Annotated in this window: 8 protein-coding genes; 6 read left to right on the top strand and 2 right to left on the bottom strand. The window is 72.3% G+C overall.

The features are described 5' to 3' along the window. Window positions 1–281 precede the first annotated feature (281 nt). A complete protein-coding gene (locus ACFY61_RS26110; RefSeq protein ID WP_389475639.1) occupies window positions 282–1283 on the bottom strand; it encodes an aldo/keto reductase in 1002 nt (333 codons plus the stop codon). 74 nt (window positions 1284–1357) lie between these two features. Between ACFY61_RS26110 and ACFY61_RS26105 the strand changes: the two genes are divergently transcribed. The 6 genes from ACFY61_RS26105 (at window position 1358) to serA (ending at window position 11275) form a co-directional block, all read left to right on the top strand. Next, window positions 1358–2305, top strand: coding sequence for a 2-hydroxyacid dehydrogenase (locus tag ACFY61_RS26105; protein WP_389475637.1), 948 nt, complete (start codon window positions 1358–1360; stop codon window positions 2303–2305). A 470-nt stretch (window positions 2306–2775) separates the two neighbouring features. After that, the gene (locus tag ACFY61_RS26100) at window positions 2776–5676 is read left to right on the top strand and encodes a putative bifunctional diguanylate cyclase/phosphodiesterase (protein ID WP_389475635.1); all 2901 of its coding nucleotides are present in this window, start codon (window positions 2776–2778) and stop codon (window positions 5674–5676) included. A 223-nt stretch (window positions 5677–5899) separates the two neighbouring features. Then, window positions 5900–7786, top strand: coding sequence for an acetolactate synthase large subunit (locus tag ACFY61_RS26095; RefSeq protein ID WP_389475633.1), 1887 nt, complete (start codon window positions 5900–5902; stop codon window positions 7784–7786). Window positions 7787–7816: 30 nt separating this feature from the next. After that, window positions 7817–8341: an acetolactate synthase small subunit gene (ilvN, locus tag ACFY61_RS26090; RefSeq protein WP_389475631.1), complete on the top strand. Its 525-nt coding sequence runs from the start codon at window positions 7817–7819 to the stop codon at window positions 8339–8341. Window positions 8342–8429: 88 nt separating this feature from the next. Then, window positions 8430–9431: a ketol-acid reductoisomerase gene (ilvC, locus tag ACFY61_RS26085; protein WP_389475629.1), complete on the top strand. Its 1002-nt coding sequence runs from the start codon at window positions 8430–8432 to the stop codon at window positions 9429–9431. 251 nt (window positions 9432–9682) lie between these two features. Then, entirely contained in the window at window positions 9683–11275 is a 1593-nt protein-coding gene (gene serA, locus ACFY61_RS26080) for a phosphoglycerate dehydrogenase (protein WP_389475627.1), read from the top strand. Window positions 11276–11335: 60 nt separating this feature from the next. Here serA and ACFY61_RS26075 read toward each other — a convergent pair whose 3' ends face one another. Then, entirely contained in the window at window positions 11336–12865 is a 1530-nt protein-coding gene (locus tag ACFY61_RS26075; protein ID WP_389475625.1) for an MFS transporter, read from the bottom strand. Window positions 12866–12884: the final 19 nt, after the last annotated feature.

Genomic DNA, 12884 nt, shown 5'->3' with positions numbered 1-12884 from the left:
CGGAGGCCATCGCGCAGCGACGCGACGAAGGAGCGCCCTTGACGCCGACGCACGCCCCGGAAGGACGATGGGACGGACGGGCAACCACCCCGACGGATTCAACGCCACCGGTCCGGTGGGCCCAGCCGCTCCCACCCCCGCCCCGCATTCGCGCTCCGCCCCAGTGGGCCCAGCCGCCCCACCCCCGCCCGGGATCCAGGTCCCGCCCCAGCAGGCCCAGCCGCCCCCGCCCCCGCCCCGCCCCCACCCCGCTGACCCCGCCCGACGTCGGCGGGCCCGGGTCAGGGCGCCGGAGGGAGGGGGAGGGCGGCTATCTCGTCCAGGTCGGGGGCGGTCAGCATGACCTCGGCCGCGCGGGCGTTCTCCGCCGCCCAGTCCTCCCGCCGGGCCCCCGGCACCGGCACCACGTGCGGGCCCTGCGCCAGCACCCACGCCAGCGCCACCTGGGCCGCCGTGACGCGTGCCCCGTGCCGCCGGCCCACCCGCCGCAGCCCGGCCACCAGCACCTGGTTCGCCGCCATCGCCTCGGCGGTGAAACGGGGGTGCCTGGCCCGCACGTCATCCGCCTCGAAGCCCTGCCCGGGCTTCTGCGTCCCCGTCAGGAACCCGCTGCCCAGCGGCATCGCCGCCAGGAACCCCACCCCCCGCGCCGCGCACCACGGCAGCAGGTGCCAGGCCGCCTCGGGCGACCACACCGACAGCTCCGCCTGCACCGCGCTCACCGGGAACACCTGCTGCATCCGCTCCAGGCGGCGAATCGTCACGGCATACGAACGGTCCCCGCGCCGTCCCGCACCGGGCCCGGCGCCCGCCCCCACCGCGCAGAACCCGAGCGCCCGCACCTTCCCCGCGCCCACCAGCTCCGCCATCGCACCCCAGGTCTCCTCCACCGGGACCTCCGGGTCCACCCGGTGCAGCTGGTAGAGGTCGATCACGTCCGTCTGCAGGCGCCGCAGCGAGGCGTCGCACGCCCGCCGGACGTACTCCGGCCGGCCGTTGGCCACCACGTGCTGGTCGCCGGCCCGCAGCCCCACCTTGGTCGACACGAAGGCCTCCGCGCGCCGTTCCCGGAGCACCCGCCCGACCAGCAGCTCGTTGGTGAACGGCCCGTATACGTCGGCCGTGTCCAGCAGGTTCGCCCCCAGGTCCAGCGCGGCGTGCACCGCCCGCACCGACCGGGTGCCGTCCCGCCGGGAGGCGGCGTACGCCCAGCTCATCGGCATGCAGCCGAGCCCGATCGCGCCCACCACCAGCGCCGACGCCCCGATTGACCTGAGCTCCACCCGTGCGTCCCCCTCCTGCTCCGTACCCCAAACTAACGGCTTGATCGCGATGTCCTTGGCATAGCCTCGTGATCATGACCTCAACGACCGCAGATGTCTGGCTGCCGTTCCCCGCCGAGGGGATCGACGGGCTGCCCGAAGGGTTCCGTTACCGCCGGTGGGACGGGGAGGACGAGTTCCCCGCCGACCCGGCCGACTGCGTCTTCTACGTCACGCCGTACATGAAGTCCCCGGCCCTCACCGTCCGTCCGCTCGCCCGGATGCCCCGGCTGCGGGTCGTCCAGACCCTCACCGCCGGCATCGACCACGTCCTCGGCGGCCTCGGCGACCTCCGGCCCGGAGTACGGCTCTGCAACGCCCGCGGGGTCCACGAGGCGAGCACCGCCGAGCTCGCCCTCACCCTGGTCCTCGCCTCCCTGCGCGGCGTGCCCGCGATGGTCCGGGGCCAGGACGAGGAGCGGTGGCTGGGCGGCTTCTACCCGGCCCTCGCCGACAAGTCCGTGCTGATCGTCGGGTACGGGGCCATCGGGGCGGCCGTCGAGGACCGGCTGGTGCCCTTCGAGTGCGGGAGCGTCACCCGCGTCGCCCGGTCGGCCCGCGCCCACGCCCGCGGTCCCGTCCACGCCCTCGAAGACCTCCCCGGCCTGCTGGGCGCCGCGGACGTGGTCGTCCTGACCACCCCGCTGACCGAGCGGACCCGCGGCCTGGTCGACAAGGACTTCCTCGCCCGGATGAAGGACGGGGCCCTGCTCGTCAACGTGGCCCGCGGCCCGGTCGTCGACACCGCCGCCCTGCTCGCCGAGCTGGAGGCCGGCCGGCTGCGTGCCGCGCTCGACGTCACCGACCCCGAGCCGCTGCCGCCGGGCCACCCGCTGTGGCACGCACCCCATGTCCTGATCACGCCCCATGTGGGGGGCAGCAGCTCCGCGTTCGAGCCGCGCGCCAAGAGGCTGCTGGCCCGTCAGCTCACCCGTTTCGCCGCCGGGGACCCCGTTGAGAACACGGTACTGATCACGGAATGAGCCCGGTTGTGCACCGTACGTATCGATTCGGGTGCGCACCGTGTCCACAACTCCCTCCTCGGTGACGGAGCGTAGAGGAACCCTGTCCCTGAGTGACGAAAGTGGTGTATCGTCCGGAAGAAGGGGCTGCGCCGAGAACGTATGGCGCTGGGGAGTGTCGGACACTTTGGGGGGCGACGGGCGATGCACGGCCAATGGACGAAGGACCCGACGCGGCAGAGCCGCCGGCGGCGCCCCTCGGGCGCCCCGAATCCAGCCACCCCGGTCCGCCGCACCGCGCGAGCGGCCGCGGCCGCGGCCAAGCGGACCAGCGGAACGCGGCGGGCCGCCGTGAGGGACCGCCCGGCGGGCCCCGGCCGGCCTCCCCGGAAGGCACGCCAGGCCGGACCCCCCGGGCCGCCCGGCCCGCCCGCGCGGCCGGCGCCGCCCGTGCCCCCCGCGCCGTCCGCGCCGTCGGCCCGGGGGGTCCGGTGAGCGCCCCCGGAGCCCTGCTGGCCCAGTCGCCGGCCGAGGAGGCGGGCCGGGGTCTGGCGGCGCAGCTGCTCCTGGCGATGGTCAGCGGGGGGTACGCGGTGGGGGCCGCCGTCGGCTGGGGGTCCGAACAACTCGCCCTCTTCATGGGCGACTTCGGGCTGAGCGCCGCCGGCCTGCTGGCCGCCGTCTCCTGCTACCACTACGCCCGCACCAACGACAGCCGCGAACGCCCCGCCTGGCTGCTGTTCGCGTTCTCCTCCCTCATGGGCGCCTGCGGCAACGCGGTCTGGGGCTGGTACGAGGTCGTGCTCGGCCAGGACGTACCGAGCCCGTCCGCCGCCGACTTCGCCTTCCTCTGCTTCGCCCCGCCCGCCATCGTCGGACTGCTCGTCCTGGCCAAACGCCCGGTGACCCGGGCCGGCTGGGTCTGCCTGGCCCTCGACTCCTGGCTCATCGGCGGCTCCCTGCTCACCCTCTCCTGGAGCCTCGCCCTCGCGCACGCCGCCGAGACCGCCCAGTCCGGCGCCCCCGGCAGCGTCCCGCGCGCCGCCCTCTCCCTGGCCTACCCCCTGCTGGACATCGCCCTCGTCTCGATGGTCCTCGTCCTGCACTTCCGCCGGTCGGCGGGCAACCGCTCCGCGGTCAACACCGCCATCGCCGCCCTCGCCCTGACCGTGCTCAGCGACGCCCTGTTCACCTCGCCGCTGCTCCGCGAGAACTACCAGTCGGGCCAGCTCCTGGACGCCGGCTGGTTCGCCGGCTCGCTGCTCCTTGCCTACGCCCCGTGGGGCGCCCGCCGCACCGCCGCCGGGCATCCGCCCGGCGGCCACCCGTACGCCGCCCGCCCGGTCAGCCGCCCCATCACCGGTTCGCTGCCGGCGCTCACCCCGTACCTCGCCGCCGCCGTCTGCACCCTGGGCATCCTCTACAACGTGGTCGACGGCCGGAAGGTCGACCGCGTGGTCGTCTTCACCGGCTGCACCGTGGTGCTCGCCCTCGTCGTGCGGCAGGGCATCATGCTGCTCGACAACATCGCGCTCACCCAGGAACTGGCGCAGAAGGAGAACCACTTCCGCTCCCTGGTCCAGGGCTCCAGCGACGTGATCATGATCGCCGCGCCCACCGGGACACTGCGCTACGTCAGCCCCGCCGCGGCCGGCGTCTACGGCCGCGAGGCGGAGGAACTCGTCGGTACGCGCCTCTCCGAGCTCATCCACCCCGACGACCTCGGCCGGGTGGTCCACGAGGTCCGGCGCTTCCTCGCCACCCCTCCCGCCGAGGAACCCACCACGCGCATCGAGTGCCGGTTCATGTCCGGCGGCGGAGAGTGGCTCAACGTCGAGTCGACCGTCAACCGCCACCAGGGCGGCCTGATCCTCAACAGCCGCGACGTCACCGAACGGGTCCGGCTCCAGGCCCAGCTCCAGCACAGCGCCGAGCACGACCCCCTCACCGACCTGCCCAACCGGGCCCTGTTCACCCGCCGGGTCCGCCAGGCGCTGACCGGCCGCCGGGCCGGCGACCACAGCACCGCCGTGCTCTTCATCGACCTCGACGGCTTCAAGGCGGTCAACGACACCATCGGCCACCAGGCCGGCGACGAACTCCTGGTCGAGGCCGCCCGCAGGCTCCACGAATCGGTCCGCGCCGGGGACACCGCCGCCCGCCTCGGCGGCGACGAGTTCGCCGCCCTCATCCTGGGCGACGGCAGCCGCGACCACGGCGCCCGCGAGCAGCAGGTCCACGAGATCGCCGACCGGCTGCGCACCACCCTCTCCCAGCCCTACCGGATCGCCGGCACCGAGGTCCGGGTGGCCGCCAGCATCGGCGTGGCCTTCGCCGACCCCGGCATCACCCCTTCGGACCTGATGCGCAACGCCGACCTCGCCATGTACCGGGCGAAGGCCGGCGGCAAGGACCGGGTCGAGCTCTACGCCCCCCAGATGCAGGCCGAAGTCGTCCGCAAGGCCGAACTCGCCGGCCGGCTGCGCACCGCGCCGTACGAGGGCGAGTTCACCCTTCTGCACCAACCGGTGGTCTCGCTGGCCACCGGCGACATCACCGCGGTGTCGGCGCAGCCGCGCTGGCGCTCGCCCCAGGGGATCCTCTTCCCTCCGGCTGAGTTCCTCCAGGTGGCCGAAGCCCGGTCACCCGAAAGCGCCCCCGCGGCGGCCCGCACCGCCGGGCCCGGCCGCGGGCTGCTGGAGGAGGCGGTGGAACAGGCCGCCGAGCGGCACCGCGCGGGCCACGGCGTCCCGGTGTCCGTCCGGATGAGCGCCCGCCGCCTGCTGGACCCGGCCGTACACCCGGCGGCGGCCGGCCCAGGCGCCGCCACCGCCCCCGGTTCCGTGGAGGCCCTGCTCACCCGGTACGGCCTGCCCTCCGGCAGCCTGGTCCTGGAGCTGGCCCTGTCCGACCCCAGGGTCCCCTTCGACGAGCTGGAGCGCCGTCTGTCGGCCCTGCGCCGGCTGGGCGTACGGATCGCGCTGGACGGCTTCGGCAGCGGCTACGCGGCCATCAGCGCCCTCCGGCGGCTGCCGGTGGACCAGCTGAGGCTGGACCGGGGCCTGGTCGAGGGCGTGGTGGAATCACCCAGGCTGCACAAGATCACCGCAGGTTTGTTGCGCATTGCAAATGATTTGGGCATGGAATCCGTGGCCGACGGCGTGGACCTGCCCGAGCAGGTGTCCGCCCTGCGCGCCATGGGGTGCACGCACGGCCAGGGTGCGGCCTTTTCCGGACCTCTGGACGAATACCGGCTGCGCCGCGCGCTCGTCAGGAGTACGTTTCCAGTACCGGGCGGGGCAGCCCTGCCTGCCTTGGCCGGCGGCTCGCTGGGGGGCTCGTTGGTCGTCCAGAGGGGCTCACATAATGAGACGCCCGTCCCACCCACTTGACATCGACCTCCCGCCGGAGGGAGGGTCTGTGCCATGCGCACCCGAATTCTCGTACTTGGAAAGCGCGTCGGCTGAAGCCGGGACCTGCATGTCCCGGCAGCACGCTCCCGACGCGCTCCCCTCGCTTGCCTCCCGGCACGAGGGGTTTTTTGTTGCACTGGCACACGGCGCATAGACGTCGCACACGTCGAATACTCGTAAAACCCTCAGCTTCGAGAAGAGAATGCCGATGACCGAGCAGGCCACCGGGGCCCACCATCCGCAGCCGCGGGCCCGTTCCGGCGGACAGCAGCCCGCCACAGTTGAGCACGTCACGGGCGCGCAGTCCCTCATCCGATCTCTCGAAGAGGTGGGGTGCGACACCGTCTTCGGTATCCCGGGCGGCGCCATCCTCCCCGCGTACGACCCGATGATGGACTCCAAGAAGGTCCGTCACATCCTGGTCCGCCACGAGCAGGGGGCCGGCCACGCCGCCACCGGCTACGCGCAGGCCACCGGCAAGGTCGGCGTCTGCATGGCCACCTCCGGCCCGGGCGCCACCAACCTGGTCACCCCGATCGCCGACGCCCACATGGACTCCGTCCCGCTGGTCGCGATCACCGGCCAGGTCTCCTCCAAGGCGATCGGCACCGACGCCTTCCAGGAGGCGGACATCGTCGGCATCACCATGCCGATCACCAAGCACAACTTCCTGGTCACCAAGGCCGAGGACATCCCGAGGACGATCGCCGAGGCCTTCCACATCGCCTCCACCGGCCGCCCCGGCCCGGTCCTGGTCGACATCGCCAAGGACGCCCTCCAGTCCCAGACCACCTTCTCCTGGCCGCCCGGCCAGGACCTGCCCGGTTACCGGCCGGTCACCAAGCCGCACGCCAAGCAGATCCGCGAGGCGGCCAAGCTGATCGCCGCGGCCAAGCGCCCCGTCCTGTACGTCGGCGGCGGCGTCATGAAGGCCGGCGCCACGGCCGAGCTGAAGGTCCTCGCCGAGCTCACCGGCGTCCCGGTCACCACCACCCTGATGGCGCTCGGCTCCTTCCCGGACAGCCACCCGCTGCACGTCGGCATGCCCGGCATGCACGGTGCGGTCACCGCCGTCACCGCCCTGCAGAAGTCCGACCTGCTGATCGCGCTCGGCACCCGCTTCGACGACCGCGTCACCGGCAAGCTCGACAGCTTCGCCCCCTACGCCAAGGTCATCCACGCGGACATCGACCCCGCCGAGATCGGCAAGAACCGCGCCGTGGACGTCCCGATCGTCGGCGACGCCCGCGAGGTCATCGCCGACCTCATCCAGGCCGTCCAGGCCGAGAACAACGAGGGCAACACCGGCGACTACAGCGCCTGGTGGAGGGACCTCAACCGGTGGCGCGACACCTACCCGCTCGGCTACGACCTGCCCGAGGACGGCAGCCTCTCGCCGCAGCAGGTCATCCAGCGCATCGGCGAACTCGCCCCCCAGGGCACCATCTACGCGGCCGGCGTCGGCCAGCACCAGATGTGGGCCTCGCACTTCGTCAACTACGAGGAGCCCCGCACCTGGCTCAACTCCGGCGGCGCCGGAACCATGGGCTACGCGGTCCCCGCCGCGATGGGCGCCAAGGTCGGCATGCCCGAGCGCACGGTCTGGGCCATCGACGGCGACGGCTGCTTCCAGATGACCAATCAGGAACTGGTCACCTGCGCGCTGAACAACATCCCGATCAAGGTCGCGATCATCAACAACGGCGCCCTCGGCATGGTCCGCCAGTGGCAGACCCTGTTCTACAACCAGCGCTACTCCAACACCGTCCTGCACGCCGACGAGACCGGCCACGACACGGTCGGCTCCCAGCTCGGCGAGTCCGCCGCGCCCCGCCAGGGCACCCGCGTCCCGGACTTCGTCAAGCTCTCCGAGGCCATGGGCTGCGTCGCGCTGCGCTGCGAGGACCCCGCCGACCTGGACAAGGTCATCGCCGAGGCCAACGCGATCAACGACCGCACGGTGGTCATCGACTTCATCGTCCACGAGGACGCCATGGTCTGGCCGATGGTCGCCGCCGGCACCTCCAACGACGAGGTCATGGCAGCCCGGGGCGTCCGTCCCGACTTCGGCGACGGCGAAGACGACTGAGCCGCGAGAGCGAAAGAGAGAAAGACGCACATGTCCAAGCACACGCTCTCGGTCCTGGTCGAGAACACCCCCGGCATCCTCGCCCGGATCGCCGCCCTCTTCTCCCGCCGGGGCTTCAACATCGACTCCCTCGCGGTCGGCGTCACCGAGCACCCCGACATCTCGCGCATCACCATCGTGGTGAACGTCGAGGACCTGCCCCTGGAGCAGGTCACCAAGCAGCTCAACAAGCTGGTCAACGTCCTGAAGATCGTCGAGCTGGAGCCCTCCTCCGCGATCGAGCGCGAACTGGTCCTGGTCAAGGTCCGCGCCGACAACGAGACCCGCTCCCAGATCGTCGAGATCGTCCAGCTCTTCCGAGCCAAGACGGTCGACGTCTCCCCGGAGGCCGTCACCATCGAGGCCACCGGCGGCGCCGACAAGCTCGGCGCGATGCTCAAGATGCTGGAGCCGTTCGGCATCAAGGAACTCGTCCAGTCCGGCACGATCGCCATAGGGCGCGGCGGCCGGTCCATCACGGACCGCAGCCTGCGCGCGCTCGACCGCAGCGCCTGACCCCGTTCGCATCGCGAGACCGGGAAACTTTCATTCCGTCCCCCGCCGTACGGTGGGAGCAACACCAGCGCACCAAGGAGATATCCCAGTGGCCGAGCTGTTCTACGAGAACGACGCCGACCTGTCCATCATCCAGGGCCGCAAGGTCGCGGTCATCGGCTACGGCAGCCAGGGCCACGCCCACGCGCTGTCGCTGCGCGACTCCGGCGTCGACGTCCGCGTCGGCCTGCAGGAGGGCTCGAAGTCCAAGGCCAAGGCCGAGGAGCAGGGTCTGCGCGTCGTCTCCGTGGCCGAGGCCGCCGCCGAGGCCGACGTCATCATGATCCTGACGCCGGACCCGATCCAGGCCGATGTCTACGAGGAGTCCATCAAGGACAACCTCAAGGACGGGGACGCGCTGTTCTTCGGCCACGGCTTCAACGTCCGCTACGGCTTCATCAAGCCCCCGGCCAACGTGGACGTCGCCCTCGTCGCCCCGAAGGGCCCGGGCCACCTGGTGCGCCGTCAGTACGAGGAGGGCCGCGGCGTCCCGTGCATCGCCGCCGTCGAGCAGGACTACACCGGCAACGCCTTCGAGCTGGCCCTCTCCTACGCGGCCGGCATCGGCGGCACCCGCGCCGGCGTGATCAAGACGACCTTCACCGAGGAGACCGAGACCGACCTGTTCGGTGAGCAGGCCGTCCTCTGCGGTGGTGCGTCCGCTCTGGTCAAGGCCGGTTTCGAGGTCCTGACCGAGGCCGGCTACCAGCCGGAGATCGCCTACTTCGAGTGCCTGCACGAGCTGAAGCTCATCGTCGACCTGATGTACGAGGGCGGCCTGGAGAAGATGCGCTGGTCGGTCTCCGAGACCGCCGAGTGGGGCGACTACGTCACCGGCCCCCGCGTCATCACCGACGCCACCAAGGCCGAGATGAAGAAGGTCCTGGCCGAGATCCAGAGCGGTGAGTTCGCCAACACCTGGATGGCCGAGTACAAGGCCGGTCTGCCGAAGTACAACGAGTACAAGAAGGCCGACTCCGAGCACCTGCTGGAGACCACCGGCAAGAAGCTGCGCAAGCTGATGAGCTGGGTCTCCGACGAGGAGAAGTAAGACCCCGCGGCGGGGCCGTGACGGTACGTCGCGGCCTCGCCGCCCGGTCGGGGAGCCCGCCGGTTGTCCACCCTGGCCAACCACGGACGGGTGATCTCTCCGCACAGGCGGAAAACCGGTCCGGTTCCGCCACTACACTGCTCAACACATACGCGTCAGGCCCACAGTGTCGTGCGTCTTCCACGCGGCTACCCCCTCCACCGCCTGCGGCCGTCGGGACGGCCGTCCGCACTGGACTTGTGAGGACCCACGTGAGCTCGAAACCTGTCGTACTCATCGCCGAAGAGCTGTCGCCCGCCACCGTCGAGGCCCTCGGCCCCGACTTCGAGATCCGGCACTGCAACGGCGCCGACCGCGCGGAGCTGCTGCCCGCCATCGTGGACGTCGACGCGATCCTGGTCCGCTCCGCCACCAAGGTGGACGCCGAGGCCATCGCCGCCGCGCGGAAGCTGAAGGTCGTCGCCCGGGCCGGCGTGGGCCTGGACAACGTGGACGTGTCCGCCGCCACCAAGGCCGGCGTGATGGTCGTGAACGCCCCGACCTCCAACATCGTCACCGCCGCCGAGCTCGCCTGCGGCCTGCTCGTCGCCACCGCCCGCAACATCCCGCAGGCGAACACCGCCCTGAAGAACGGCGAGTGGAAGCGCAGCAAGTACACCGGCGTCGAGCTCAGCGAGAAGACGCTCGGCGTCGTCGGCCTCGGCCGCATCGGCGTCCTGGTCGCCCAGCGGATGTCCGCCTTCGGCATGAAGGTCGTCGCGTACGACCCGTACGTCCAGCCCGCGCGCGCCGCCCAGATGGGCGTCAAGATGCTGACCCTGGACGAGCTGCTCGAAGTCGCCGACTTCATCACCGTGCACCTCCCCAAGACGCCCGAGACCCTCGGCCTGATCGGCAACGAGGCGCTCCACAAGGTCAAGCCGAGCGTCCGCATCGTCAACGCCGCGCGCGGTGGCATCGTCGACGAGGCCGCGCTCTACTCGGCGATCAAGGAGGGCCGGGTCGCCGGCGCCGGCCTGGACGTCTACGCCAAGGAGCCCTGCACGGACTCCCCGCTGTTCGAGCTGGACCAGGTCGTCTGCACCCCGCACCTGGGCGCCTCCACCGACGAGGCCCAGGAGAAGGCCGGCATCGCCGTCGCGAAGTCGGTCCGTCTGGCCCTGGCCGGCGAGCTGGTCCCGGACGCGGTCAACGTCCAGGGCGGTGTCATCGCCGAGGACGTGCGGCCCGGCCTGCCGCTGGCCGAGAAGCTGGGCCGGATCTTCACCGCGCTCGCCGGCGAGGTCGCGGTCCGCCTGGACGTCGAGGTCTACGGCGAGATCACCCAGCACGACGTCAAGGTGCTGGAGCTCTCCGCCCTCAAGGGCGTCTTCGAGGACGTGGTCGACGAGACCGTCTCCTACGTCAACGCCCCGCTGTTCGCGCAGGAGCGCGGCGTCGAGGTGCGCCTGACCACCAGCTCGGAGTCCCCCGACCACCGCAACGTGGTGACCGTGCGCGGCACCCTGTCGGACGGCGAGGAGGTGTCGGTCTCCGGCACCCTCGCCGGCCCCAAGCACCTGCAGAAGATCGTGGGCGTCGGCGCCTACGACGTGGACCTGGCGCTCGCCGACCACATGGTCGTGCTGCGCTACCAGGACCGCCCGGGTGTCGTCGGCACCGTGGGCCGGATCCTCGGCGAGGGCGGCCTGAACATCGCCGGCATGCAGGTGGCCCGGGCGGAGGAGCACGGCGAGGCGCTCGCCGTCCTCACCGTGGACGACACCGTGCCGCAGAACGTGCTGACGGAGATCTCCGAGGAGATCGGCGCCACCTCGGCCCGCTCGGTCAACCTGGCCGGCTGAGGCACCGCACGCGCGTCAAGGGCCCCGGGGATTCCCCGGGGCCCTTTGCCGTCACGCCGGTCAGCGCGCCGCGCGGGCCGGTTCTGCCCCCGCCGCGGCGGGCGCGGAACCCCGCTCCGCCCGCAGCACCGCCGGTGCGGCCACGGCGGCGACCAGCAGCACGGCGGTACCGCCCCAGGCGGCGTACTGCATGCCGTGCACGAAGGCCTCGCGGGCGGCGGCCAGCAGCTCGGCGCCCTGCGCGCCGCCCAGCCGCCCGGCGGCGGCCGCGGCCCCGGCGAGGGTCTCCCGTGCGGCCGGCTCGGCGGCGGCGAGGTCGCCGCGGTAGACGGCGGTGGCCAGGCTGCCCAGCAGGGCCATGCCCAGGGCGCCGCCGAACTCCTGGCCGGTCTCCAGCAGGGAGGCGGCGGAACCGGCCTTCTCGGCGGGGGCGGCACCCAGCGCCATGTCGGAGACCAGGGACATCACGGTGACCATGCCGGAGGCGAGCACGGCCGCCCCGGCCAGCAGCAGCCACAGCGCGTCCGTGTCCACCAGGCCCATCAGGGCGAACCCGGCGCCGGCGACCGTGAACCCGCCGGCGATGACCGGGCCGCGGCCGAAGCGCTGTCCGAGCGCGGCGGCGGCCGGGGCGGCCGCGCCCACCGCGACCGACGGCGCGAGGCTCCACAGCGCGGCTTCCAGCGGGCCCATGCCGAGCACCGACTGGAGGTACTGGGTGCTGAAGTAGGCCGAACCCATCAGCGCGAACGCGGCCACGGTGTTGAACGCGACGGCCGCGCCGAAGCGGCGGTCCCGGAACAGCGACCGGCTGATCATCGCGTCGGGGCGGGTGCGCTGCCGGCGCACGAACACCCAGCCGAAGGCGAGGCCGGCGGCCAGGCACCCGGCGCGCACGGGGTCGGGGCCGTCGGCGGCGATCTCCTTCAGCCCGTACACCACGGGCAGCACGGCGGCCATGGACAGGGGCACGCCCAGCAGGTCGAAGCGGCCGGGGGAGGGGTCCTTGAACTCCGGGACCAGCAGCGGGACCAGGGCCAGCAGCAGCACCATCGCGGGCACGTTGACCAGGAACACCGAGCCCCACCAGAAGTGGTCGAGCATGAGCCCGCTCATCACCGAGCCCAGGGCGATCCCGCCGGCCATGGCACCGGACCAGATGGAGACGGCCTTCACCCGCTGCCGTTCGTCGCGGAAGAGGTTGCGGACCAGTCCGAGGGTGGAGGGCATCAGCGTGGCCCCGCCGATGCCGAGCAGGACGCGGGCGGCGATCAGCATCTCGGCGCTCTGGGCGTAGGCGGCGGCGACGGAGGCGGTGCCGAAGGCCGCGGCGCCGATCAGCAGCAGCCGGCGGCGGCCGATCCGGTCGCCGAGCGAGCCCATGGTGACGAGCAGTCCGGCCAGGGCGAAGGCGTAACTGTCGAAGATCCACAGCTGCTGCGTGGCGGTGGGGTCGAGCTCGCGGCTGATGGCCGGGATGGCGAAGTACAGGACGGAGACGTCCATGGAGACCAGGAGCAGGGGCAGCAGGAGGACGGTGAAGGCGGTCCATTCCCGACGGCCGGCGCGAGGCGCTGCGGAGTTCGTCATGACGGTGAATGTACAGCCG

This window comes from Streptomyces sp. NPDC012888, from assembly GCF_042900645.1.
Lineage (GTDB): Bacteria > Actinomycetota > Actinomycetes > Streptomycetales > Streptomycetaceae > Streptomyces.
The sequence above is the reverse complement of the archived record's forward strand: the minus strand, read 5'-3'. Positions and strand labels throughout refer to the sequence as shown.

What these genes read in the sequence shown, in the direction of transcription:
- ACFY61_RS26105 (WP_389475637.1), top strand. Translation starts at nt 1,358, where the DNA reads ATGACCTCAACGACCGCAGATGTCTGGCTGCCGTTCCCCGCCGAGGGG.
- ACFY61_RS26095 (WP_389475633.1), top strand. Translation starts at nt 5,900, where the DNA reads ATGCCGATGACCGAGCAGGCCACCGGGGCCCACCATCCGCAGCCGCGG.
- ilvN (WP_389475631.1), top strand. Translation starts at nt 7,817, where the DNA reads ATGTCCAAGCACACGCTCTCGGTCCTGGTCGAGAACACCCCCGGCATC.
- ACFY61_RS26075 (WP_389475625.1), bottom strand. Translation starts at nt 12,865, where the DNA reads ATGACGAACTCCGCAGCGCCTCGCGCCGGCCGTCGGGAATGGACCGCC.